Origin of the sequence: Labilithrix sp., from assembly GCA_019637155.1 — a bacterium.
GTDB lineage: Bacteria > Myxococcota_A > Polyangia > Polyangiales > Polyangiaceae > Labilithrix.
The window spans coordinates 245,924-268,835 of record JAHBWE010000006.1; the positions used below are offsets into that span (position 1 = coordinate 245,924).

Annotated in this window: 22 protein-coding genes; 13 read left to right on the forward strand and 9 right to left on the reverse strand. The window is 70.7% G+C overall.

Annotated elements, in window-relative coordinates:
- Positions 1-36 precede the first annotated feature (36 nt).
- Complete coding sequence (locus KF837_14480) at positions 37-1,026, reverse strand: hypothetical protein (protein MBX3228523.1); 990 nt, start codon at positions 1,024-1,026, stop codon at positions 37-39.
- Between the two features lie 121 nt (positions 1,027-1,147).
- On the opposite strand from KF837_14480, the gene KF837_14485 reads away from it, so the two are divergent.
- Positions 1,148-1,642 (forward strand): hemerythrin domain-containing protein, encoded by a 495-nt coding sequence (locus KF837_14485; GenBank protein MBX3228524.1) that lies wholly within the window; start codon positions 1,148-1,150, stop codon positions 1,640-1,642.
- A 26-nt stretch (positions 1,643-1,668) separates the two neighbouring features.
- Here KF837_14485 and KF837_14490 read toward each other — a convergent pair whose 3' ends face one another.
- Positions 1,669-3,171: a protein kinase gene (locus KF837_14490; GenBank protein MBX3228525.1), complete on the reverse strand. Its 1,503-nt coding sequence runs from the start codon at positions 3,169-3,171 to the stop codon at positions 1,669-1,671.
- A gap of 249 nt (positions 3,172-3,420) precedes the next feature.
- Here KF837_14490 and KF837_14495 point away from each other — a divergent pair, with 249 nt between their 5' ends.
- Entirely contained in the window at positions 3,421-4,548 is a 1,128-nt protein-coding gene (locus KF837_14495; protein ID MBX3228526.1) for a hypothetical protein, read from the forward strand.
- Here KF837_14495 and KF837_14500 read toward each other — a convergent pair whose 3' ends face one another.
- Positions 4,549-6,126 (reverse strand): hypothetical protein, encoded by a 1,578-nt coding sequence (locus KF837_14500; GenBank protein MBX3228527.1) that lies wholly within the window; start codon positions 6,124-6,126, stop codon positions 4,549-4,551. It lies immediately after the preceding gene.
- A 295-nt stretch (positions 6,127-6,421) separates the two neighbouring features.
- On the opposite strand from KF837_14500, the gene KF837_14505 reads away from it, so the two are divergent.
- The 4 genes from KF837_14505 (at position 6,422) to KF837_14520 (ending at position 9,410) form a co-directional block, all read left to right on the forward strand.
- Complete coding sequence (locus KF837_14505) at positions 6,422-6,937, forward strand: GreA/GreB family elongation factor (GenBank protein MBX3228528.1); 516 nt, start codon at positions 6,422-6,424, stop codon at positions 6,935-6,937.
- Positions 6,938-7,024: 87 nt separating this feature from the next.
- The gene (locus tag KF837_14510; protein ID MBX3228529.1) at positions 7,025-7,825 is read left to right on the forward strand and encodes a phosphodiester glycosidase family protein; all 801 of its coding nucleotides are present in this window, start codon (positions 7,025-7,027) and stop codon (positions 7,823-7,825) included.
- 209 nt (positions 7,826-8,034) lie between these two features.
- Entirely contained in the window at positions 8,035-9,039 is a 1,005-nt protein-coding gene (locus KF837_14515; protein ID MBX3228530.1) for a hypothetical protein, read from the forward strand.
- A gap of 77 nt (positions 9,040-9,116) precedes the next feature.
- Positions 9,117-9,410 carry a hypothetical protein gene (locus tag KF837_14520; protein ID MBX3228531.1) on the forward strand — a complete coding sequence of 98 codons (294 nt, stop codon included), beginning with the start codon at positions 9,117-9,119 and terminating at the stop codon, positions 9,408-9,410.
- Positions 9,411-9,416: 6 nt separating this feature from the next.
- Here KF837_14520 and KF837_14525 read toward each other — a convergent pair whose 3' ends face one another.
- Complete coding sequence (locus KF837_14525) at positions 9,417-10,799, reverse strand: thioredoxin family protein (protein ID MBX3228532.1); 1,383 nt, start codon at positions 10,797-10,799, stop codon at positions 9,417-9,419.
- A gap of 302 nt (positions 10,800-11,101) precedes the next feature.
- The gene (locus KF837_14530; GenBank protein ID MBX3228533.1) at positions 11,102-11,791 is read right to left on the reverse strand and encodes a tetratricopeptide repeat protein; all 690 of its coding nucleotides are present in this window, start codon (positions 11,789-11,791) and stop codon (positions 11,102-11,104) included.
- 211 nt (positions 11,792-12,002) lie between these two features.
- Here KF837_14530 and KF837_14535 point away from each other — a divergent pair, with 211 nt between their 5' ends.
- Positions 12,003-12,284 carry a hypothetical protein gene (locus tag KF837_14535; protein MBX3228534.1) on the forward strand — a complete coding sequence of 94 codons (282 nt, stop codon included), beginning with the start codon at positions 12,003-12,005 and terminating at the stop codon, positions 12,282-12,284.
- Entirely contained in the window at positions 12,281-12,604 is a 324-nt protein-coding gene (locus KF837_14540) for a hypothetical protein (protein MBX3228535.1), read from the forward strand. Before KF837_14535 ends, KF837_14540 begins: the two co-directional genes overlap by 4 nt.
- 21 nt (positions 12,605-12,625) lie before the next feature.
- Here KF837_14540 and KF837_14545 read toward each other — a convergent pair whose 3' ends face one another.
- Genes KF837_14545 through KF837_14555 form a run of 3 tightly spaced genes read right to left on the reverse strand, consistent with a single transcriptional unit; the run spans position 12,626 to position 14,419 of the window.
- Complete coding sequence (locus KF837_14545) at positions 12,626-12,940, reverse strand: hypothetical protein (GenBank protein MBX3228536.1); 315 nt, start codon at positions 12,938-12,940, stop codon at positions 12,626-12,628.
- A 2-nt stretch (positions 12,941-12,942) separates the two neighbouring features.
- On the reverse strand, positions 12,943-13,854 hold the full coding sequence (gene glyQ / locus KF837_14550) for a glycine--tRNA ligase subunit alpha (protein MBX3228537.1): 912 nt from the start codon (positions 13,852-13,854) through the stop codon (positions 12,943-12,945).
- A gap of 13 nt (positions 13,855-13,867) precedes the next feature.
- Positions 13,868-14,419: a uracil-DNA glycosylase gene (locus tag KF837_14555; protein MBX3228538.1), complete on the reverse strand. Its 552-nt coding sequence runs from the start codon at positions 14,417-14,419 to the stop codon at positions 13,868-13,870.
- Between the two features lie 106 nt (positions 14,420-14,525).
- Between KF837_14555 and KF837_14560 the strand changes: the two genes are divergently transcribed.
- Complete coding sequence (locus tag KF837_14560; GenBank protein MBX3228539.1) at positions 14,526-15,146, forward strand: hypothetical protein; 621 nt, start codon at positions 14,526-14,528, stop codon at positions 15,144-15,146.
- Between the two features lie 39 nt (positions 15,147-15,185).
- Complete coding sequence (locus tag KF837_14565) at positions 15,186-15,986, forward strand: hypothetical protein (protein ID MBX3228540.1); 801 nt, start codon at positions 15,186-15,188, stop codon at positions 15,984-15,986.
- A 6-nt stretch (positions 15,987-15,992) separates the two neighbouring features.
- Here the strand turns inward: KF837_14565 and KF837_14570 are convergent, their stop codons facing one another.
- On the reverse strand, positions 15,993-17,144 hold the full coding sequence (locus tag KF837_14570; GenBank protein ID MBX3228541.1) for a serine/threonine protein kinase: 1,152 nt from the start codon (positions 17,142-17,144) through the stop codon (positions 15,993-15,995).
- Between the two features lie 49 nt (positions 17,145-17,193).
- Between KF837_14570 and KF837_14575 the strand changes: the two genes are divergently transcribed.
- The 3 genes from KF837_14575 to KF837_14585 all read left to right on the forward strand — a co-directional run bounded on the left by KF837_14575 (position 17,194) and on the right by KF837_14585 (position 22,834).
- On the forward strand, positions 17,194-17,868 hold the full coding sequence (locus KF837_14575) for a laccase domain-containing protein (protein ID MBX3228542.1): 675 nt from the start codon (positions 17,194-17,196) through the stop codon (positions 17,866-17,868).
- Positions 17,869-17,883: 15 nt separating this feature from the next.
- Entirely contained in the window at positions 17,884-19,089 is a 1,206-nt protein-coding gene (locus KF837_14580; protein MBX3228543.1) for an ATP-grasp domain-containing protein, read from the forward strand.
- A gap of 1,078 nt (positions 19,090-20,167) precedes the next feature.
- Positions 20,168-22,834: a hypothetical protein gene (locus KF837_14585; GenBank protein ID MBX3228544.1), complete on the forward strand. Its 2,667-nt coding sequence runs from the start codon at positions 20,168-20,170 to the stop codon at positions 22,832-22,834.
- Positions 22,835-22,912 lie beyond the last annotated feature (78 nt).

Below are 22,912 nucleotides of genomic sequence, written 5' to 3' on the forward strand. Positions count from 1 at the left end.
GGCGTTGGGTCGAGTCGAGCCTGTCCGGGCTTGGGCTTAGACCTTGTTGCAGCGTTTGGAGAGGAGGGTGCTTGCTAGGGTGCGGACGTCGTCTGGGATCGAGCGGCCGTGGGCGAGGCGGGGGAGCTGTTTGCACGTCGAGGTCAGCTCGTCGGGGCGGATCGCGTCGGAGTCGAGGACGCGGAGGACGCTCGCGCGGACGCGCGGGGTCGCGAGCAGCGCGCGCGAGAGGACGGGATCGAGCGTGACCTCGCACCGCGCGGTGGAGGCCGCGAGCGCGGGCTCGAGCGGGACGATGCTCTCGCGCGAGGAGCCGAACACGCGCTCCCAGAGGTGCGAGAGCTTGGTGCACTCGAGCGTGCTCGCGGCGCTCGCGACGAGCTCGGGCTCGCCGGCGTCGCCGAGCCAATCGAGGACGCGGCGGTCGAGCGTCGCGTGGTCGAGCAGCGCCTGCTGGCACGCCGGCGCGAGGCGAGACTCCGGCTGCGCCTTCATCAGCACGAGGCGGGAATCCTCCGAGGCGTCGGCGCCGCCGAGGCCCGTGCACGTCGCGTCGCGCGTGGCGGGCGCGTCGACCAAGCGGAGGAGCGCCGCCTGCGACGAAGAACCGAGGCTCGCGAGCAGCGCGGCCGCGGCGGTCTTTGCGGGGCCGTTGGCCGCGCCTACCGCGAGCTCGACGTCGTGGACGAACGGATCGACACGCGGGTCACGCTTGGGCAGCTCCGCCACGACGAGCGGGATGTCGGCCGGCAGCGCGAGCCCGGCGCGAAGGACGCGGCCGCCCCACGCGCCGCCGCGCGTGTGCGCCTGCCACGCGGCGTGATAGACGTCCGCGTTCCCGGTCCGGCTCGCGAGGCGCGCCGCGGCGTGCGGGTCGTGATCGGCGAGGCGGCCCATCGCCTCGAAGCTCTCGCGGCCCTCGTGTTTCTCGAGCCAGGCCACGTCGCGACGGGCCTCGGCCTCGGCGACGCTGGCCGGCTCGCACGCGACGAGAGCCAGGAGGGCAAGGACCGCGACCGACCGCACGGCCAAGGCTATAGCAACTCCAACGTGAGTTCCGCTGTCGCAAATCTCATCGCCCCCCATTCGATGCCGGAGGGCGCTACGGCGATGCGCCCCACGGAACGCGGTTTGCTCCATGGCAGGCATGAACGCGATTGATCTACTGAAACAACAGCACAAGAAGACCACGGCGGCGCTCGAGAAGGCGCACGAGAGCGGTGCTGCGCCGGCGGAGCTCAAGAAGATGGCGGACGAGCTCGTCGCGCACATGGTGATCGAGGAGCATATTTTCTACCCCCGCGTGAAACAGCTCATGAAGAGCATGATCAACGAGTCCTTCGAGGAGCACGCGGTCGCGCGCTTCGAGCTGGCGCGCCTCCTCCAGGCGAGCGGCGAGGACAAGAAGACGCGCGCCCTCGTCCTGAAGGAGCTCCTCGAGCATCACATCGAAGAAGAGGAGAAGGAGATGTTCCCGAAGGTGAAGAGGGACATCCCCGCCGCCGAGCTCGACGCGCTCGGCGTGAAGATGCACGCGGCCTTCGAGACCGCGGTCGCGAAGGGCCTCGAGGCCTTCTTCCAGCCTTCGCGCCCCGCGCGTCGCACCGGCACCAACGGCGCGACCGCAGCCCACGCGCGCTGAGCGGAGCGCGGCCTCGCCGTCGCCCGCTACCAGCGCCAGCGCTTCTTCCGCTTTCGGCGCGGCGCGTTCGGCTGGCGGGGCGCCGGCTTCTTCGCGGCGGGGCGTACCGTCGGGTGGTGCGGGCGCGCCTTCGCCGCGGTCGCGTCGGGCGCGGCGTCGGGCGCCGTGTCGCTCGCCGCGGCGTCGAGCTCGTCGTCGTCGTCTTCGTCGTCGTCCCCTGCGTCGTCGTCGTCGCCGGCGTCTTCGAGGTCCTCCACCGGCGGGGAGGGAGCGGGCACGGCGGACACCTCCGCCTCCGCCTCCGTGACGACGTTCGCGATCGGCGTCGGCTCCGCGGGTGGAGGGACGATCGCGGAGCGGTTCTGGATGAGCACGAACCCGATCGCGGCGGCGACGACGAAGACGACGACGGCGCGGAGCCAGCCGCGGCCACGCTTCCCTTCGACCGCCGCGCGCATCGCCGCGGAGCGCGGGCCGGTCACGTCGGCGCTCGGCTCGTCGAACGCGCTCGGCCGCGTCGCGACCTCCTTCGTCGTCTCGAGCGGCGCCTCGGCGGGCACGGTGGGGCGATGCGCGAACGACGCCGACGGCGGGCGCATCGACGAGCTCGCGACGATGTTCACCGTCGACGGCTCCGCGCTCGGGAGCGCGAGCGCGGCGCGGACCTCCTCGCGCATCGCGGTCGCGGACGCGTAGCGGTCGTCGCGATCGAACGCGAGCGCGCGATCGACGATGGCGGCGAAGCGGTCCGACGCGTCGGGCGCGACGGTCTTGAGCTTCGGCGCCGGCGTCGTCGCCATGCGGACGACGAGGCCGAGCGTGTGCGCGGCGTCGTGGATGCGCTTGTTGCTCGAGAGCTGGAAGAGGATCGAGCCGAGCGCGTAGAGGTCCGTGCGCCCGTCGATCTTGTCGGCGAGGCCCGCCGCCTGCTCGGGGGACATGTACGTCGGCGTTCCGAACGCGACGCCCGCGTCGGGCTGCTCCTTCGCCTCGGAGAGACGCGCGAGCCCGAAGTCGAGGACCTTGATCTGCATCCCGGTCGCGTGATCGGGATCCCGCACCAGGAAGAGGTTGTCCGGCTTGAGGTCGCGGTGCACGACGCCGTTCGCGTGCGCGGCCTCGAGCACGGCGAGCACGCCGTCGGCGACCTCGAGGAGGTCACGCTCCGTGAGCGGCGGTCCCTTCGCGAAGCGCTCCTGGAGCGACTCGCCCTCGAGCAGCTCCATCACGAGGTAGGCGAGGCCCGCGTCCGCGCCCTTGTCGATGACGTCGTCGTCGAGGACCTTCACCGCGCCGGGGTGCTCGACCTTGTTCGCGGCGTAGCCCTCGCGGAGGAAGCGCTCGCGGAGGACGGGCGTCTCCTTCACCGGCGAGAAGACCTTCACCGCGGCGCGCGCGCCGTTCCGATGGCGCGCCGCGTACACCGCGCCCATGCCGCCGACGCCGATGAGCCGCTCGAGCGTCCACTTGTCGTGGAGCACCGAGCCCACGCGGGCGCGGTCGGATTCACGGATCGTGCGCGGCTCCACCAGGAGGGAACTCTAGTCGCACTTGGCGAGCACGCGAGCTGCAACGCGCCGCTGGTGATGCGACGTCCGTTCCCCTTCGTGCTTGTCCCCGCTTTCGCTTGGTTCTTCGCCTGCAGCTCGGAGCCCGGAAATAGCGGCCCTTCCGCGTCCTCGTCCCCGAGCGACCCCTCGCGAACGGCCGAGGCAAGTCGCGACGCTGGGACGGGCACGTCCAGCTCGGGTCACACCGCGAGCGACGGCAGCCCGGTCGTGATCGGCGACGCGACGACGCCGGGCCAGAACGACGGCGACGCCACGACCGACCCGCCGCCGAGCGGCCCCCCTGCGGTCCAGTACATCGGCCGCTTCGACACGCGCGACCCGGCCGGTCCGAAGTGCGCGTGGCCCGGCTGCCGGATCATCGCGCGCTTCAGCGGCACGAAGGTGTCGGCGCGCTTCAACGAGATCAACTACACGTGGATGGAAGGCACGCCGAGCGAGTGGGACGTCGTCGTCGACGGCGCGATCACGCACAAGCTCGTCACGCCGACCGGCACCCACGACTTCGTCCTCGCGGAGGACCTCCCGCCGGGCGATCACAAGATCGAGCTCTACAAGCGCTCGGAGGCGCAGAACGGCATCACGCAGTTCCTCGGCTACGACTTCGCGGGCGGGACGCTCCTCTCGCCGCCGGCGCGGAAGACGCGGCGGATCGAGATCATCGGCGACTCGCAGCCCGCCGGCTTCGGGATGGAGGGCGTCGGCCTCGGCCCCGACTGCCCCGGCACCGACTGGGCCGCGCGCTGGGAGAACTTCCACAAGTCGGTGGGCACGCTGATGGCGAAGGACCTGAACGCGGAGATCGCGGGCACCTGCTACTCGGGCAAGGGCGTCTTCAAGAACATCTGGCACCCGGACAAGGAGCCGATGCCGATGCTCTTCCTGCGCGCCGATCCGATCGATCCGCGGAGCACGTGGGACCACTCGCAGTTCGTCCCCGCGGCGGTGATCGTCATGCTCGGCGGCAACGACTTCGCGGTCGGCCAGCCCTACGACGAAGGGCCCGCCACGCTCGCGCAGTTTTCCGACGCGTACGAGCAGTTCGCGAAGGACATCCGCGCGAAGTACCCCGACACCCATCTCTTCCTCGTCGTGTCGCCGTCGACGAACGACGTCCAGCCCGCGGGCCGCGACACGCGCACGAACGTGATGGCGGGCGTGCGCGAGACGGTCACGCGCCGCAACGCCGGCGGCGACGGACGCGTCTACGAGGTCATCCCGCCGATCGCGCGCGACGGCGAGATGACGGGCTGCAACGGCCACGGCTCGCCGGAGTACCACCGGCGCCTCGCGGACGATCTGCTCCCGATCGTCCGCGCGAAGACGGGCTGGAACTGATCAGCGGACGAACTTGATCGGCGTCTTCGCCGCGGACCACTTGTTGTCGATCTCGCCGTCGACGACGCGGAGCGCGTCGGTCGCTTTTGCGAGCTGGAGGAGGGCGCCGTAGCTCGGGTTCGTGCCGCCGATGAGCTTCGCGATGAACTTGCCCTCCGCCTCGCCCGACATCCACTCCGGCGCCTCGAGGCCGTTCGTGATCAGGTCGAGGTTCTTGGAGCCGCCCTCCTTCAGGAGGAAGAAGTCCTTCTCGTAGTAATTGTAGGATACACACGAGTCGAACCAGAACATCTGGTAGCCCTTGCTGAAGCTGTCCTTCGTGTAGTTGGCGGGATCGAGCGGGCCTTCGCCGATGTAGGAGTGGCCGTTGTAGACGACGACGTCGCCGTGCTTGAGCGCGCGGCGGTGGGGGGCGGTGTCGTCGTCGACGCCGAAGAAGGTCTCGATGCGGATCGTGAGGTCCTGCGGCGCCTTGTTGCCGATCTGGACCTTCGTCTTCTTCTCGAAGGTGACCCAGTGGTTGTCGAGCTTGTCGGCGATCGTCTTCGCGATGTTGTCGCGGCTCGAGGCCGGCATGCCCTTCGGCCAGCCGCGGCCGTACACCGTCCACTGGATGAAGTCCGCGAACGAGAGGCCGTCGTACTTCTTGTTCTCCGCGTACGCGTACGTGATCTCCTCGTGCGGCTCGATCTTCGTGAGCGCGAAGTCCGGGTGCTCGGTGAAGATGACGTCGAGGGCGGCGAGCCACTCGTAGTAGCCGGAGTCCTTCCGCGCCTCGACGCGCTCGTGCGCGAGGCGGCCGTTGACGATCGAGATCGTGAGCACGCCGGGCTGCGAGGGACCCGCGAAGAGGCGGTCGTATTCGGGGTAGGTCGCGTCGGTCGCGTTCGCGGCGCTCGCGAGCTGCGCGGTGGACGGGAGGTAGACGCGGTCCACGCGCGACCTTGCGACCTGCGTCTTCGGATCGGCGAGCGCGGAGGTGTCCTGCTCGATCTGCCGCGCCTCGGCCTCGAGCGCCTTCTTGCAGGTGGCGCGCGACGGGTCGAAGTTGTACCAGAGGAGGCCGGCCTCGGCGTCCTCGCGCGCCTCCTTGTCGTTCTTCGTGCACGCGGCGACGATCTCCGCGGTCTTGTCCTCGGCGCCGGCGGAGAGGAGCGCGATGTTGAGCGCGGTCTTCGTCGCCATCTTCACCGGGACGACGGCGTTGTCGCGATACGTGTACTTTACCTCGATCATCGGCGCGCCGTCGGCGGCGCCGGGCTCGACGACGGTGACGTTCCGCTTCTTGAAGCTCTTCGCGTCGACGTTCTGGAGCTCGCGCGTCTGCACGGCGACCTCCTGGTGGAGGAGAGCGCCGAAGGCGGAGCGGGCTTGCTTGCGCGCGGCCTCGACGATCGCGTCGTTCGAGGAGCCGGGCTCGACGTAGACGACGCCCTCGAACGCGAGGGTGCGCTGCCGGGCGGTGAGGCTCGTCAGGTCGACGTCGTCGTTCACGGCCGGGTCGCCGTCCGAGGGCTCGACGGCGCAGGCGGCGAGGGCGAGGGAGAGGAGGCAGGCGACAGCCGGGCGGACTCGCATCGAGCCCCACCCTGCAAGGGTCACACCTACCTACACGCGACCACCGTTCGCGCAGTTAGCGCAACGCCGGAATCTGAGCTGGATCCGCGGGGATGGACCGGGAGCGATCCAGCGCGTCAGCAGCCAGCGAGGGCGATCGGGGGCAGCCAGGCGCCCCACCGCTTGCCACGGAAACGGCGAACGAGGCTCGAAACGAAACGGCTCATGGCGCCCGAAGTAGTTGCATCGGGCCTCGGGGTCAAGAACTCGGCAACGCGTCGCGTAACGAGGGCGCGGGCGGCCGTAAGATGGTCGCGTGGAGCGCGCGGACCGCATCGCGGTGAAGGGGCGTCTCGTCGGCGGGCTCGTCGCGAAGCTCGAGGCCGAGCTCGCGAACATGCGTCGCGCGGCGAAGGACGCGCGCGAGGCCGCGACGCACGAGGAGGCGAAGCCGGAGAACGACAAGGACACGCGGGCGCTCGAGGCGTCGTACCTCGCCGGCGCGCAAGCGGCGCGCGTCCGCGAGCTCGAGGGATCGATCAAGCTCGCGAACGCGATGGCGATCGTCTCGTACGAGGGCAAGGCGATCCAGGCCGCGGCCGTCGTCACGCTCGAGGACGACGACGACGTTCGCAGCGTCTTCTTCGTCGCGCCCGTCGGCGGCGGCTACCAGCTCGCGGAAGGCGACCTCGAGGCGCAGGTCGTCACGCCCACGTCACCGCTCGGTCGCGCCCTCCTCGGCAAGACCCAAGGCGACGTGATCGAGATGCGCTCGCAGACGCTGCGCGGCCCCGGCCCCCTGCGCGAGATGACGATCGTCGACGTCTGGTAGCTCCACGCGGGAGGAGCGCGCCGCCGATCGTGGTAGCGGCTCGCGCTCCTCGACGTCTCGCAGCGGCTGGAGTAGCAAGCGCGCCGGATGCGGAAGCGATCGCGCGCGCGCGTCGTGCTCTTCGTCGCGATCGTCCTCGGTGTGCTCGCGGCGTTCGTGCTCTCGAAGCGCGCGGTGCGCCGGCCTTCGAGCGCGGAGCGGTCGGCCGCGGGCGGCGCGGCGGAGGACCAGGACGATCCGAGCGCGATCGTCGAAGACGCGCGGCGCTACGAGGTCCGGACGTGGTCGTTCCCGCTCGCGCGCTTCGAGCTGCGGATCGAGGACGCCGCGATGACGACCGCGCTCGACGGCGTGCTCGAGCGCGCCGAGGGCGAGCTCGCGGTCAACGGCGGCTTCTTCGGCCCCGACGGCAAGCCGGTCGGGCTCGCGGTCTCGAACGGCGCGGTGCTCTCGCGCCTCTCGAAGCAGATGTCCGGCGGCGTGCTCACCGTCGACGACGACGAGGCCCACCTCTTCGCGGCGGAGACCTTCGACGTGCCGGACAGCGGCGCGCACTTCGCGGTGCAGTGCCGGCCGCGCCTCGTCGTCGACGGCGTGGCCAACGTGAAGAGCGACGACGGCAAGCGAGCGGAGCGGAGCGCGCTGTGCGTCCGCGACGGCGGTCGCGTCGTCGACGTCGTCATCGTGCGCGGGAGCCACGACGGCGAGATCCCGGGCCCCTCGCTCTTCGCGCTCGCGAAGCACCTCGCCGGCGCAGGCTGCGAGTCCGCGCTCAACCTCGACGGCGGCCCCTCGACCGGCGTGGCCTGGCGCGAGGACGGCGGCGTGAAGCTCCTCGCCCCACGCTCCCCCGTCCGCCACGCCATCATCCTCCGCGAGAAGCGCTGAGGGTTGCAGGTTCGAGAGGGCTCTGCCCTCTCGAGCTCTCCCGCCGGGGGTTCTTCGCGCGCGCTGCGCGCGCGCTGCGACGCCCCCGGACCCCCGCGAGAGGGGTCTCCGCGTGAAGACGCGCTTCGCCAACCTGAGCGGCGGCGGCGGCGAGCGGTCTTCGACCGTGCTCGTGCTTTGGGTGATGATTGTTTGCTAAGCAGAGGGGCGTGCGGGCGGTGTGTGCCATCTTCGTGGTCGTCGCGGCGTGTGGGGGGCCGTCCGATTCGCCGCCGCCGGGGAGCGGCAAGCTCGTCGTCGGCATGCAGTCGCCGGAGCTCGGGAGCTACGTCGGTTCGTTTCGTCTCGTCGTGAAGAAGGACGGCGCGGTGCAGAAGGAGGAGAGCGTCGCGCTCGAGCCCGGGCGCTCCACCGTCGTCGCGCGCGCGATCGAGGTCGACGGCATGCCCGGCGATCTCGTCGAGGCCCTCGCGGAGGCGCTCCCGCCTGGCGGCGGCGAGCCCGTCATCTCGCGCCTCGCGACCGCGCGCATCACCCCCGGCGCGCCGCGCCTCCTCCGCCTCCGTCTCGATCCGCGCTGCGCGTCGCTCCCCGATCCGAGCGGCGGTCCGCGGCTCGGCGTGACGTGCGCGGCGCCGCTCACGTGCATCGCGGGCACGTGCCAGCCGAACGAGGTCGGCGAGCCGGACCTCGAGGACTTCGGCCCCGGCTGGGAGACCGCGCCGCCGCCGGACGCGTGTCGGCCTGCGCGGCCGGGGCCGCCGGAGGTGATCCTCGGCACCGGGCAGACCGACTACGCGACGCTCACGGACGGACAGGTCCTCCACCTCGAGCAGGGACCGCAGGGCGGCCATCACATCTGGATGGCGGTGCGGATGAAGAACCTGCGCCAATCGGGCTCGACGACGACCGTGAGCGGCGTGGTCGAAGGTGGACCGCCGAACGTGCCGCCGCTCGCGGTGGTGTTCACCTTCGATCGCGACGAGGGGTCCTACTGCAAGGTGTACGGCCTCCGCTTCCAGCTCGACGCGTCGGCGCTCGGTCCCGACGGGGTTCCGTTGCCGCAGCCGGACAAGCGGCTCTTCCTCGGCAAGAAGGTCACCGTCACGGCCGAGGTCGTCGACTCGACCGGCGCGCGCGCGTCGTCCTCGCGGGTCGTCCAGCTCGCCGACGAGCTCCTGTGCGCGGACGGCTCGGAGCGATGCAACCAGTGACGGTTCGTCAGCATTTGTGTTTCCGATGATCGACCTCGTCGCGACGCCCCCACCTGGCCGGTGAAAGGAGCGCACGAATGAAGAACGACGCGATGGAGCTGGTGGTCTTTGCGCTGGCTCTCCACCTGCAGATCGATCCCGACGAGGTCCACGAGGCGCAGCGCCTCGACGAGGACCTCGGGCTCGACCCGCTCGACTTGGTGCTGGTCGTCCTCCGGCTCGAGGAGATCGGCGAAGGCGAGTTCCCGGTCGGCGACCTCGAGGGGATCGCGACGGTGCGCGATCTCGCGCGCGTCGTCCACGCATGGACCGACGGCCCGCCGACGGTGCGCATGGGCGTCCCGCACCGCGGCGCCCCCGCGTGCGCGTGAGGCGCGCTACAGGTTGAGGCCGACCGCCTCCGGGCTCTTGCCCGCGGCGTTCGCGTTGCACTTGAGCGCCTCGGCGAACTTGTCCGGCTTCACGAAGTCGGTGAAGCGCGTGACCTCCTTGCCGCTCTTGTCGAGGAAGATGACGGTGGGCAGGCCCTTCACGTCGTACTTCTTGCGGAGCCGGATGATCTCGTCGTCTTCGTCGTCGGTCGCGTCGACGCGGAGCGCGATGTAGCGGCGCGCCTCCGCGCGCACCGCCTGGTCGGGGAACGTCTCGCGCTCGAGCTCCTTGCAGGCCTTGCACCACGCTGCGCCGAAGTCGATGACGACCGGCTTGCTCTCCGCGTTCGCCTTCGCGAGCGCCGCCTGCTCGCTCGTGAGCCAGGTGATCTCCGGCGCGTCGCCCGTCGCGACCTCGGGCTCGTGGTTGAGCGGGAGCCACGAGAAGAGCATCGCCGCGCCCGCCACCGCCGGCACGATCGAGAGCAGCTTCATGCGCTTCGAGAGGTGCGCGATCGGCGACTTGCGGCGCTCCGCGACGATGTGGACGAGGCCGAGCCCGACGCCGACCGCGAAGATCGCGATCGCGGCGGCGCCGAAGGCGTAGCCCGGGTGGTCGACGAGCTTGCGGATCACCTCGAACTTGTCGCGGATGTACGAGAACGCCATGTACGCGAGGCCGACGCCGCTGACCCACTTCACGCCCATCATCCAGGCGCCGCCCTTGGGGAGGTTCGCGCCGAACGCGCCGGCGACGAAGAAGATGACGCCGAGCCCCATCGCGAACGCGAAGAGCGCGGCGCCGCCGAGGAGGAGGTTCTGGGTCTGCGCGATCGCGATGAGGATGCCGGTGAGGAACGGGCCCGTGCACGGCGCCGCGACGAGCCCCATCACGAGGCCCATGACGAAGGCGCCCTTGTAGCCGACGCCGCCGACGGTGGAGAGCTTGTTCGTGACGCCGGACGGCAGCGCGAGCTCGAACGCGCCGAACATCGACGAGGCGAGGGCGACGAAGACGATCGCGAGCGCGCACACGACGTACACGTTGGAGAGCGCCTGCCCCATCATCGCGCCGGTCTTGGCGGAGATGAGCCCCATCGGCGTGAAGAGCGCCGCGATCCCGAGGACGAACGCCCCCGACAGCGCCGCCCCGCGCGCGCGCGACGTGTTTTCGCCGGTCGCGCCGAAGATCGACACCGTGATCGGCACCATCGGATACACGCATGGCGTGAGGCTGGTGAGGAGCCCCGCGACGAACGCGCCTCCGAGCGCGAAGACGACGCCGTGCTCCTTGAGCGCCTGGTCGAACTCGCTCGTGTTCGAGCCGTCGAGACACGCCGCACCCGCCGCGAAGGCCATCGCGGGGAGGAGCATCAGCGCCAGGAGCACCAGGGATTGCAGCAGTCGACGATTCACGGCGGCCTCCAGTGGGGAACTTTAGCAGCTCCCTTCAGCGCGAGACTCATACCTCGGGCCCGCGCGGGGTATTCCGTCGATTTGAAGCCGCCACCGTTTCCACACGGGCAAGGGGGGCTTGCTTACTCAACGTCGGGGCTCCGCCCCGACACCCCGCCCCAGACACGGCCCTCGCGCTGCGCGCTCGGGGCGCTGCGCGCCCGCTGTCGCGGCCGCTTCTGGGGCCCGGCTTTGCTGCAACTTCGATGGCGCCGCCCCCCAAGCCCGGCTTGCCGCTAGTTTGCGCTCATCTTGGCGAGGGTTGCCTTCGTCATGCGGACCTCGCCTTCGAGGGCGATGCCTAGGGCGGGGCGGGAGGCGGTGGTGCGTTTCAGGAAGGCCTCGAGGTAGCGCTTCGCGATGGGCCACTCGCCAGCGGCGTAGGCGAGGTGGCCGAGGACGAAGCGGCCGTAGCCCTGGCCGCACGGCGCCTCCGCGAGCTGGTTGATCGTCTCCTGAAGCTCGGCCGTTCCGGGCGACTCGCCCGCCGCGAGGCGCGCGAGCGCGAGGTGCGCGCGATAGAGCGGCTTGTCCTTCGTCCCCCACCGCGCGGCGCGCGAGAGCGCGGCGACCGCCTCGTCGTAGCGCTTCGCGAGGAAGAGCGCGCTCCCCAGCGTCCAGAGGTGGAACGGACGGCGCGACGCCGGCCCCCGCCTCGCCGCCGCCCGGAGGTGGCCGAGCGCGCTCTCGAGGTCGCCGTCCGCGAGCGCGGCGCGGGCGGCGTCCTGGTTCAGGACGTCCGCGAGCACGTCGAGCTCGAGCGCCTGGAGCGCGACGTCATGGGCCTGCCGGAAGCGCCGCCCTTCGAACAACGAAAGGTAGAGCTGCCGGAGGAGCATCGCGTGGGTCGTCCGGTCGATCGACCCGTGCGTGGCGAGCCCGCGCCTTGCATACAGCGCGCGAGACCGAGCCGTTCGCGCCGCCATGGCCTTGCGGAGGTAGTCCTCGGGAGCGGAGCCCTCGGCGACGCTCGAGGTCGCGCGAGCCGTCTTACTCGACACGAAATAAAGTGTAGCACGCACGCTTTCCATGGGCTCGTCGCCGCAGGCAAATACCGGCTTCGTTCGCCGTCTTGGCGCGTCCCGTATCTGGGGACTTCCGGAAGGAGCGCTCGCCGTGCTACGCGTGTCAGCCCTGATGCACCGGGTCATCGTCGTCGTCGCCGTCGTCGCCCTCGCCGGTTGCGGCCGGAAGGCGACGCGCGCGGACTGCGAGCACTTCTTCGATCGCAACGTCGAGATCCAGATGCGCTCCGAGGGCGTCACCGACGAGCCGTCGATCAAGCAGCGTCAGACCTCCCTCCGCAGCACCCAAGGCGAGGACATCGACAAGTGCGTCGGTCGTCGCATCACCGACGGCATGCTCAAGTGCGCAGACGAGGCGCAGACCGGTAAAGAAATCGACAAGTGCCTGCGATGACCGAAGAGCGTCGCTCGCGTGCCCCTTTCTTCGTCGTCGCCGCTCTCCTCGTTTTCGTCGCTCTCGGCGCGTTCGTCTGGAAGCGCAAAGCGACGGAGGCGCAGTGCGAGGACCTCCTCGACCACTACGCCGAGCTCGTCGTGAGGGAGCACATGCCGGACGCGGGGGCGGCCGAGATCGCGGCCGAGCGGCAGCGCGAGCGCGTCGAGGCCCGCCGCGACGACGCGTTCAAGAACTGCCGCTCCGAGGTGCAGTCCTCGGAGCACGAGTGCGCGATGAAGGCCACCTCGAGCGAGGCCCTCATCAAGTGCCTCGAGTAGGCGCGCGCGCCGCTTCTCTCGCTACTTCTGGTGGGCGGCGCGGCCGTAGAAGCGCTTCTTGCCGTCCTTGAGCTCCGGCTTGTCGCTGACGCCCCAGACCGTGTCGGCGCCGAGCTTGCAGGCCTGGTCCATCAGCGTGCGCATGCAGTCGGAGTCGGCGACGGACTCGTCGCAGCTCGCCGAGACGGGCCCGATGTTGTCGGTGCCGTAGCTGGGCTGCTCGGGGAAGATGCGCACCTCGCAGCCCGGCTCGCGCGGCGGGTACTGCGAGGGCTTCTCCGGCGCGCCGCACGCGGCGAGGACCAAGAGCGAGGAGAGCGTGACGAAGAGCTTCATGATCACTCCGCCGCCTGCGCGCTCGGCGCCGTCTTCAGGAGCGGGAAGCCGAGCGCCTCGCGCTGCGCGTAGTACGCCTCCGCGACCGCCTTCGCGATGCCGCGCACGCGGCCGATGAAGCGCGCGCGCTCGGTGACCCCGATCGCCCCCCGCGCGTCGAGCACGTTGAACTGATGCGCCGCCTTCACGACGAAGTCGTACGCGGGGAGGACGAGCTTCTTCAACGGGTCCTCCGAGAGCGCGAGGAGGCGCTTCGCCTCTTTCTCGTATTGGTCGAATGCAGCGAAATGCGCGGCTACGTCGGCTTGCTCGAAATTGTAGGTCGACCACTCCCACTCCGCGCGCTTCGCGACCTCGCCGTACTTGACGCCGGGCGCCCACATCACGTCGTAGATGTTGTCGGCGTCCTGCAAGTACATGCACATCCGCTCGAGGCCGTAGGTGAGCTCACCCGCGACCGGCTTGCAGTCGATGCCGCCGACCTGCTGGAAATACGTGAACTGGCTGATCTCGAGCCCGTCGAGCCACACCTGCCAGCCGAGCCCCCACGCGCCGAGGGTGGGGGACTCCCAGTCGTCCTCGACGAAGCGGAGGTCGTGCTCCTTCGGCTTCGTCCCGATCGCGTAGAGCGAGTCGAGGTACTGGTCCTGGATGTCGATCGGCGCCGGCTTGAGGATCACCTGGTACTGGTGGAACTGCTGGAGCCGGTTCGGGTTGTCGCCGTAGCGGCCGTCGGTCGGACGGCGCGACGGCTCGACGAACGCGACGTTCCAGGGCTCGGGGCCGATCGCGCGCAGGAACGTCGCCGGGTTGTACGTGCCCGCGCCGACCTCCGAGTTGTACGGCTGCACGATGAGGCAGCCGCGCTTCGCCCAGAAGTCCTGCAGCCCGATGATGAGCTCCTGGAAATACATGGCGGCATGGATATCACAGCCCGCGCATCGCCGGATGCGCCGCCGCCGCCGCGAGCGCGCGGCGGAGGAGCGTGACGCCGGGTTCCAGCTTGTGCCACGGCGACGCACCGCTCGGATGCGGCAGCGCGATCACGTCGGTCTCGTGCCCGTGCCACCCGACGCGCACGACGCCGCCGACGAGCTCGTCGAGCTTCTTCTTCGCCGCGTACGGCCCGAGGACCACGTTGATCGCGAGCGAGCCCACCGCGAGGACGAGCTCCGGCTCGAGCGCCCGCACCTCCCGCGCGAGGAAGCGTCCGCAGCGCATGACCTCGTCGGGATCGGGCCTCCGATCGCCGCCGCCGGACGCCTTGCCCGGGAAGCAGCGCGCGACCGCGGCCATGTAGATGCGCGCGCGGAACGCCTCTTCGTCGAGGCCGCACGACTCCTCGAACCAGCGGAAGAGCGTCTTGCCCGCCGTCCACGCGAACGGCCGCCCGAGCGCGCCTTCGTGCGGGCCCGGCGCCTGGCCGACGAGCAGCACCTTCGAGAGCATCGCCGGCCCGTGGACGACGGGCCCGATCATCTTCGGGCACGCGGTGCACTTCTCGAGATCGGCGTGGACCTCTTCGATCAAGCGAAGGCGCGGACGCGGCAGCTTCGGCAAGGCGCCGGCAGGGTATCATCCGCCCATGCGGCTCCTCGCCGGAACGCTCGCCGCCCTCTGCGCCCTCGGCGCCGCCGCCGACGCGCGCGCGGACGACGCCGTGTTCGGCCTCTCGTTCTCGATCGCGAAGAAGGAGGGCGGCGCCGGCGATCGTGTCGTCGACGATCCGTGGGTCGACGCGCAGATCGCGGAGGCGAACCGCCTCTTTTCCCCGCTCGGGACGCGCTTCCGCTGGACGATCGAGAAGCCCCTCGCCGAGCCGCACGCCGCGATGCACTCGCGCGCCGATCGCGACGCGCTCACCCCGCTCACCGAGACGAAGGCGATCGACGTGTTCCTCGTCCGCGAGCTCGAGGACGTCGACGATCCCGGCACCTACCGCCGCGGCGTCTGCTGGACCGGCCGCGGCGGCAAGCGGTTCATCATCGTGTCTCGGATCGCGGGGCCGACCGTGCTCGCGCACGAGCTCGGACACTTCTTCGGCAACCCGCACTCGCCGGTGCCGGACAACTTCATGAGCTACTCGCGCACCGGCGCGGCGGTGTTCCTCGACGACGCGCAGGCCGCCACGATCAAGTCCTTCACGACGCGCTTCCTCGCGTCCGGTCGCCTCGTCGACGTCGGCCCCCCGATCCGCTTCTTCTAGCCCGGCCGTGCTAGGCTGGACCGAAGGCGGGAGGAGCTTATGCGCAACAAGCTTGGCGTCGTGCTCGGGTCGTCCTTCATCTTCACCGCGCTCGTGATCGCGTGCGCGGGGCACGATCCCTCCGACGTGCTCGGCGCGCCGGCTCCGATCGAGAACGCGAGCACGTCGTCGGGCGCGGCTGGCTCGACGTCGACCGGCAGCACGTCGACGGGCGGCGTGAGCACGTCGTCGACCAGCACGTCGACCTCGAGCACCACCTCCACCGGCGGCACGCCCGACGCGTGCGCCTCGTGCGCGGCGCCGCCGGGCTGCGAGGTGATCCCGAGCAGCGGCTGCAAGTGCGACTACCGCTGCCCCGACGCGGGCGGGCCGGTGACGTGCGAGTGGGGGAAGGACGACACGTGCCCCGCCGGCTACTACTGCGACTCGGCGAGCTGCGGTCGCGGCGTCTGCGTCCAGAAGGCCGCGGTCGTGACCACCGCGCGCAATCCGCAGTGCGGGTGCGACGGCATCACGTACTGGAACGCGAGCATCGCCTCGAACGCCGGCATGTCGATCCGCTCCAGCAACGCGTGCCCCGCCGACAACGCGGTGAGGTGCGGCGGGCTCGTGCCGAGCACGTGCCCGGGTGGAACCTCTTGCAATATGCAAGTAAGGAACAAGGCCGAGTGCGGAGGGATCGGCCCGAGCGGCGCGTGCTGGAAGCTCCCCCCGTCGTGCGGCGCCCCGAGCACCAGCAACCTCCGCGCGCGCCCCTGCGGCAACGGAACCCCCGCCTGCGCCGACGTCTGCATCGCGATCCAGAAGCAGGTGCAGTGGTACGACGACTCGTGCCAGTAGCGCGCGCTACTTGAGGACGAGCTTCATCACGAGCGCGGCGAGGGCGGCGCCGACGAGGAGGAACGCGGCCGCGACGCCGATGAGGAGGCCGACGCTCGGGCCCTTCGAGCGGCTCGGCGTCCGCGCGGGGAGCGGCGTCGTGCGCGTCGGCGCGTTCGGCGCGGGCGCCGGCGGCGCGCCCTGCGGGGGGCCCGCCTGCGGGAGCACCGGCGCGGCGCCGGCCGCACCGAGCATCGGCTGCGCGGCCTGGCCGTTCTGGAAGGGCGGCACCTCGTGCGCGCCGTTGAGGACGGCCTGGAGCGCGTGCGCGAACTCGCCGCCGCTCGCGTAGCGGTCCTCCGACTTCTTCGCGAGCGCCTTCTCGAGCACGGTCCAGAGGAGCGGCGGGAACGTCTTGCCGGGGACGCGCTCGTTGATCGGCTTCGGCTTCGCGGTGACGTGGAGCTGGATGAACTCCATCGGGTTCTTCGCGTCGAACGGCAGCTTGCCGGTGAGGACCTCGTAGAGGATCACCGCGAGCGAGTAGATGTCGCTCGCGGGCGTGAGCGGCTTCCCTTGCGCCTGCTCGGGGCTCATGAACTCCGGCGTGCCGAAGACCATGCCCTCCTGCGTGAGGATGATGGAGCCGGGGCGCATCTCGCGCTCGGTCACCTTCGCGAGCCCGAAGTCGAGGACCTTCGCGTAGTCCTTCATCCCGCCCTGCTGGCTCAGGAAGATGTTCTCGGGCTTGAGGTCGCGATGGATGATGCCGGCGCGGTGCGCCTCCTCGAGCGCGTTGCTCGCCTGGATGAGGATCGGCAGCCCGCGCTGGAGCGGCATCGGACCTTCGGCGCGAACCGTCTGATTGAGGTTCTTGCCGTCGAGGTACTCCATGACGATGTAGAGGGAGCCGTCCTCGAGCTCGCCGTAGAGCAGCACCTTCACCGTGTTGGGGTGGGTGAGGTGGCTCATCGCGCGCGCCTCGCGGCGGAAGCGCGACACGAGGTCCTTCCGGTTCGCGAGCTTGGGGTGGAGGATCTTCACCGCCACCATGCGGTTCATCGCGGGCTGGAGCGCCTTGTAGACGGAGCCCATGCCGCCCGATCCGATCTTCTGCAGGATCTGGAACTGGCCGTTCAGGATGTCGCGACCGATGAACGGATCCTGAGGGCGCGCCATCGCGTCTTCGGTGATACCACGAAGCCGCGCTCGTCGTGATACGACGGGAATGGTGACCTCCGGCCTCGTCCTCACCGCCAGCACGCTGCGCGACGCCGGGTTTCGCCACGGCTTCTCGACGCGCCCGCTCGGCGACTTCGCGCTGCTACGTGCGCCCGCCGGTCCACAGCGCGCGCTCGCGGAGGTGGTGGGGTTCGACCCCGCGCGCCTGCATCAAGCGACGCAGGTGCACGGCGCCGCGGTCGTCGACGCGGCGGGCGCGCCCGACACGACGCGCGAAGCGGACGCGCTCGTCGCGACGGCGGCGGGCGACGCGGTCGGCGTTCGCGTCGCGGACTGCGTCCCCGTCTTGCTCGCGGATCCGGCGACGGGGACGGTCGCGGCGGTGCACGCGGGTTGGAAGGGCGTCGTCGCCGGCGTCGTCGGCGCGGCGCTCGCGCGCTTCGCCGACAAGAGCCGTCTCCTCGCCGCGATCGGCCCGTGCATCGGCGCGTGCTGCTTCGAGGTCGGGAGCGACGTCGCGGCGAAGATCGGCTTCGTCGATCGCACCGCCGGCGACAAGGCGTTCGTCGATCTCCGGAAGGCGGTGCGCAGAGAGCTCGAGGGCCTCGCCGCGATCGAGGACGTGCCGGGGTGCACGAAGCACGAAGCACAGCGCTTTCATTCGTACCGTCGCGACGGCGACGCGAGCGGGCGGCTCATCGGCGTGATCGTGGCGAAGTGAGGCAGGGAGAACAGCATGGCGCGTAACGTGGTCTTCATCTCTCCGTTCCCGACCGAGGCGACGCTGCGCTTCATCCGGGCGGTCTCCAAGATGGAGGATGTCCGTCTCCTCGGCGTCGTCCACACGCCGCCTCCCGGCGCGGACGCGCTCTTTCACGACTTCGTGCGCGTCACCGAGCCGATGAACGTAGAGGACTCGATCGAGGCGATCGAGATCCTCAAGAAGCGCCACGGCGATCCGTACCGCATCGTCGGCGTCCTCGAGGCGATGACGGTGCACGTCGCGCAGGTGCGCGAGCACTTCGGCGTGCCGGGCACGTCGTCGAAGGTGGCGGAGCTGTTCCGCGACAAGGCGCGGATGAAGGACACGCTCCGCGCCGCCGGCCTCCCGGTCGCGCGCCACAAGGTGATCACGAGCGCGTCCGACGCGACCGAGCTCGGCGCCGAGGTCGGCTACCCGATCATCGTGAAGCCGCTCGCGGGCCTCGGCTCGCGCGCCACCTTCCGCGTCCGCTCGGAGCAGGAGTTCCTCTCCGCGATCGCGTCGACCAACCTCCCGGTCCTCGCCGAGGAGATGCTCGTCGGCACCGAGCACACGATGGAGACGATCACGATCGACGGCGAGCCGCGCGTGGTCTCGTTCTCGCGCTACTACCCGAGCTGCCTCGAGGCGGTCGAGAACCCATGGATCCAGTGGGCGTGCGTGCTGCCGCGCGAGATCGACGACCCGGTCTACGAGGAGGCGAAGAAGCTCGGCGTCGCCGCGATCGCGGCGCTCGGCCTCGAGACGGAGATGACGCACATGGAGTGGTTCCAGCGGAAGGACGGCTCCCTCGCGATCGGCGAGATCGCGCAGCGCCCGCCGGGCCCGCAGCTCTGTCAGATGACGGGCCTCGTGCACGACGTCGACGTCTATCGCGCGTGGGGCCGCGCGGTCATCGACGGCGCCTTCGACGGCCCATGGGAGCGCAAATACGCCGCCGGCGCCGCGTTCATCCGCTCCGTCGGCCACGGCCGCGTCATCGGCGTAAGCGGCCTCCGCGAGACGCACCAGCAGATCGGCCTCTGGCTCGTAGAGGCAAAGATCCCGAGCATCGGCGACCGAAAAGGCGAAGGCTACGAAGGCGACGGCTACATCGTCGTAAAGGCGGAGAGCACGAAGAAGGTCCAGGAGCTCATCGACACGATCGTGAACACGATCCGCATAGCTTACTCTTCATAGTCGGGGCTTCGCCCCGACACCCCACCCCAGACACGGCCCTCGCGCTGCGCGCTCGGGGCGCTTCGCGCCCGCTGTCGCGGCCGCTTCTGGGGCCCCGTTCAGCCCCGCCGTTGCGGAACTGCTGGTCGGCGTTGCGGCGCTCCGTTCGGCTGTCGTGCGCCCCGTTCGGCCGCCGTTGTTGGGCGATGCGGTAGATGCGGGCGCGGGTGGCGACCATGTGATTTTTTTTGGCGTGCACGACTCTCCAGCACGCTGCGACGCCTTCGGTATGCGGCGTCGCGAGGATCTGCCTTTCCGCTTCGCATCGCGCCCGCACCCCAGCCAAGGCTCCATCCCCGAGTCCACAACCCAGCCCCGCGCTTCACCGCATGCCCCCGCAACGAACGACGGCGCTCCACCATCTTCCGCACGCGTAGCCCTTCTGCGCTCGGTCGCGGTTGCGCGAGGGATGTGCGTAGGCCGTCTGCGTTTGCGGATGCGTGGGGTGAGGGATGTTGCTCTACGCGAGCAGGCGGAGCACGGCGCGCACGGCGACGTCGAGCGGCTCGAACGGCTGTGGCAGTCGCATGAGCGCCGACCTGATGGTTCCGGCCGTCGTGCGCCACCGCCGCGAGCACACCAATGGATCCGTCGCGGGCGGATCAACCCCGCCACCATCGCCCGAGCCGCCCCCGCCCACCGGCACCGCGGAGCCGACGCCCACGTGCGCGTCGCCTGCTTGCGTGCTCGCGTGCCTGGCCTGTCGCTCGCGTGCCTGCGTGCGCGTCGTGCCTGCGTGCGTGTCGCGGACCTGCGTGCGTGTCGCGGTGGCGACGTCTGCACTCACGGTCGTTCGGCTTGCGACATGTCGGTCGCGGTTGTGTGATTCCAGTCCTTGCCCTTTCGATGGGACCTCGCGCTGGGGCGTCGCGACCGCGGGTCGCTTTGGGGGATGGGCGCTTTGGTGTAGGGTCTTGGGTGAAGGCTCAGCCCGGGCTTCCTTCTCCATTCGCTTCGGCGAATTCGATCAGCTCGGTCGATTTCCTTCGCTCCTGGGTCGCTCTCGAGCGGCCCGGTGCTTTTTGTGGGGACCAGAGACATGTTTCTCGCTCGGCGCGATGCGATCGCCACCTACTTCCTCACCCGACGCGGGAAGGTCTTCGTCGAGGAGTCCGGCGCCGCGCAGCCCGCCCACGTCATGGAGGCGCTCGAGCTCGAGCTCGCGGCGCTCGGCTACGTGGCGTCGTATCGGTTGCTGCGTCGGCTCGCGACGCTGCCGGACGAGCAGCTCGCGGCCGCCGTGCGCTGGATGACGGAGACGCTCCACGCGTTCAAGACGACCGGGAGCAAGGACGCGAAGCTCGGCGCGTCCTCGTTCACGCCGCTCTTCCGCAGCTTTCCCGCCGACGTGCCGGCCGACACCCACGCGCTCTGGCGGCAGCGCGTGCTCGCGTACTGCTTCGGCGGGATGCGCCAGCCGTGTCCGACGTGCGGTCAGCGCGGGACGAGCCATCTCCTCGACCCCTGCTACCACGTCGTCTGCGAGCGCTGCTTCGACGGCGCCAACTACGACGGCTGTCCGATCTGCGGCGAGCACGTCTCGAAGAAAGGGCCCTTCTTCCAGCCGAGCGCGCAGGACCGCGCGTCGATCCCGAAGGAGCACGTCGTCTACGTGCGCGTCGACCTCGAAGAGGGGGACCTCGACGCCGCCGCGCGGAAGCTCTTCGAGTCGTTCTGCGCGCGGCAGCAGCCGCTCTCGCCGGGCGATCGCGAGGGGCTCACGGCGTTCACGAAGACCTATCGCGAGGCGCTCCTCGAGTGGCTCCCGCCGCGTATCCCGCTCCGCGAGAACGTCGCCGCCGTCTTCGGGGACCTCGTCGCCGGGTGCGCGGCGGAGCGCGTCTTGCCGGTGGCCGAGCGCTACGTGAAGACCGCGACCGACGTGCTTCGGATGCTCGTCGTGTTCTCGGGTGGCGACGCGTCGCTCGCGCCCGAGCGCGGATGGCAGCTCGTGCGCGGCGACGACGCGATCCGGCGCTGGCGCGGGCCGACGCGCGAACGCATCGACGAGTACCGCGCGCATCGAGATGGCCGGAGGCGGAGGGCGGACGTCGCCATCACCGTGAGCGTGACGCGGCGACGCTGGCGGATGGCCAAGCTTCCGCGCCCGATGCGGCGCGCCGTGCTCGCCCTCCTCGAGCGCATCCCGTTCGAGACGCTCGCCGACGACATGTTGCGGCACCGCTCGCGTTGGGCCTGGGTCAGCGAGCACCTGCACCCCCACGAGTACGCCTCGCGCTTCCCCAACACCGCGCGCGCGTTCCTCGTCGTGCACGGGAAGGACCCGAACGGCAACCCCGCGCCTGCGCATCGCACGTGGACGTCACGCGTCGAAAGGGCGCTCGCGCGCGGCAAGCTCGACGAGGCGTTGACCCTCCTCGAGACGCGCCCCGGCGAGCTCGGCCGCCGCTTCGATCGCCTCCTCCGCATCGCGAACGCGCGCGCACGCGCGACGAACGACGCGAGCGCGACGGTCCCGATCGTGAAGAGCTTCGAGCGCATCGCGGGCAAGCTCTCGACCCCGCTCCTCGTCGCGCTCGCGGGACACTTGCCGACGCGGCTCCGGCCGCTCCCCGCTCGCGTCTTCTTCCCGAAGACGACCGTCTCGCTCGGCCCGAGCGGCACCGACACGCGCGCGCCGCTCCGCGCCGACGTCGTGACGCCGGCCCTCCACGTCGTGACGAGCACCCTCCTCGCGCGCTTCGCGACGCGGCCGCCCTTCGACTGCGCGCTGATCGACGAGCGCCTGCGCGACGTGACCGCGCCGTTCGGCGAGCGCACGGCGAGCCCGTCCGCGGTCGCGCTCCCGCGCGGCTCGCGTGTGCCCCTGCCACCGAGCCACACGTTGCGGCTCTTCCTCCACTGGTGCGAGCCCGAGAAGGGGGCGCGCACGGACGTGGACCTCTCGGTCGCGTTCTTCGACGCGAGCTTTTGCTACGTCGGCGTCTGCTCGTTCTACGAGCTCACGTTCCATCACGCGGGGAAGGTCGTCGCGAGGAGCTCCGGCGATCGCACGTCCGCGCCGTGGCCCGACGGCGCGAGCGAGTACGTCGATCTCGATCGCGCCGTCGCGCGCGAGAGCGGGATCCGCTACGCGATGATGGTCGTGAACGCGTACGCGGGGATGCCGTTCTCCCAGCTCGCGCGCGCGTTCGCCGGCTTCATGCTCCGCGACGACACGGAGGGCGCCTACTTCGATCCGCGCAAGGTCGCGCTCCGCTTCGGCCTCGGCGGCGACAACGGCGTCTTCGTCCCCGCCGTCGTCGACCTCGCGGACGACGTCCTCCATTGGATCGACGTCTACTCGCAGGGCGCGTTCTCGATGAACGCCGTGCACGGCTCGAAGAGCGTCCTCGCGCGCATCGGCGCCGCGTTCAGCGCCTACTTCGGCGCGCACGCGCGCGCCTCGATGTGGGACCTCGCGCGGTGGCAGGCGGCGGCGCGCACGCGGCGCGTCCACGTCCGCGGCGCGGCCGGCGTCCGCCGCTTCGATCGCAAGGACGGCGAGACGACGGAGGCCTTCGCCGCGCGGATCGATCGCGGCGAGCACGACGCGGAGGACGCGGAGGCGGCGATCCCGGAGGACCGCCCGCTCCTCGCGGCGCTGTTCACCGGCGACGCGTCGCTCCCCGAGGGGAGCGAGAGCTACGTGCTCTTCCCCGAGCTCACGCACGGCACCGTCGCCGCCGCCGACTGGATCGCGTAGGCGCTACTTCTTCGCGTCGGCGGCGAGGTCGGTCGGCTTCTACGAAAACGTCCCGCGGCTCTCGCGAGCGCGGGACGG

Coding starts and splice junctions, on each gene's coding strand:
- KF837_14485 (MBX3228524.1), top strand. CDS start 1,148: ATGAACGCGATTGATCTACTGAAACAACAGCACAAGAAGACCACGGCG.
- KF837_14500 (MBX3228527.1), bottom strand. CDS start 6,126: ATGCGAGTCCGCCCGGCTGTCGCCTGCCTCCTCTCCCTCGCCCTCGCC.
- KF837_14510 (MBX3228529.1), top strand. CDS start 7,025: ATGCGGAAGCGATCGCGCGCGCGCGTCGTGCTCTTCGTCGCGATCGTC.
- KF837_14520 (MBX3228531.1), top strand. CDS start 9,117: ATGAAGAACGACGCGATGGAGCTGGTGGTCTTTGCGCTGGCTCTCCAC.
- KF837_14530 (MBX3228533.1), bottom strand. CDS start 11,791: ATGGCGGCGCGAACGGCTCGGTCTCGCGCGCTGTATGCAAGGCGCGGG.
- KF837_14535 (MBX3228534.1), top strand. CDS start 12,003: ATGCACCGGGTCATCGTCGTCGTCGCCGTCGTCGCCCTCGCCGGTTGC.
- KF837_14540 (MBX3228535.1), top strand. CDS start 12,281: ATGACCGAAGAGCGTCGCTCGCGTGCCCCTTTCTTCGTCGTCGCCGCT.
- KF837_14545 (MBX3228536.1), bottom strand. CDS start 12,940: ATGAAGCTCTTCGTCACGCTCTCCTCGCTCTTGGTCCTCGCCGCGTGC.
- glyQ (MBX3228537.1), bottom strand. CDS start 13,854: ATGTATTTCCAGGAGCTCATCATCGGGCTGCAGGACTTCTGGGCGAAG.
- KF837_14555 (MBX3228538.1), bottom strand. CDS start 14,419: ATGATCGGGCCCGTCGTCCACGGGCCGGCGATGCTCTCGAAGGTGCTG.
- KF837_14560 (MBX3228539.1), top strand. CDS start 14,526: ATGCGGCTCCTCGCCGGAACGCTCGCCGCCCTCTGCGCCCTCGGCGCC.
- KF837_14565 (MBX3228540.1), top strand. CDS start 15,186: ATGCGCAACAAGCTTGGCGTCGTGCTCGGGTCGTCCTTCATCTTCACC.
- KF837_14570 (MBX3228541.1), bottom strand. CDS start 17,144: ATGGCGCGCCCTCAGGATCCGTTCATCGGTCGCGACATCCTGAACGGC.
- KF837_14575 (MBX3228542.1), top strand. CDS start 17,194: ATGGTGACCTCCGGCCTCGTCCTCACCGCCAGCACGCTGCGCGACGCC.
- KF837_14580 (MBX3228543.1), top strand. CDS start 17,884: ATGGCGCGTAACGTGGTCTTCATCTCTCCGTTCCCGACCGAGGCGACG.
- KF837_14585 (MBX3228544.1), top strand. CDS start 20,168: ATGTTTCTCGCTCGGCGCGATGCGATCGCCACCTACTTCCTCACCCGA.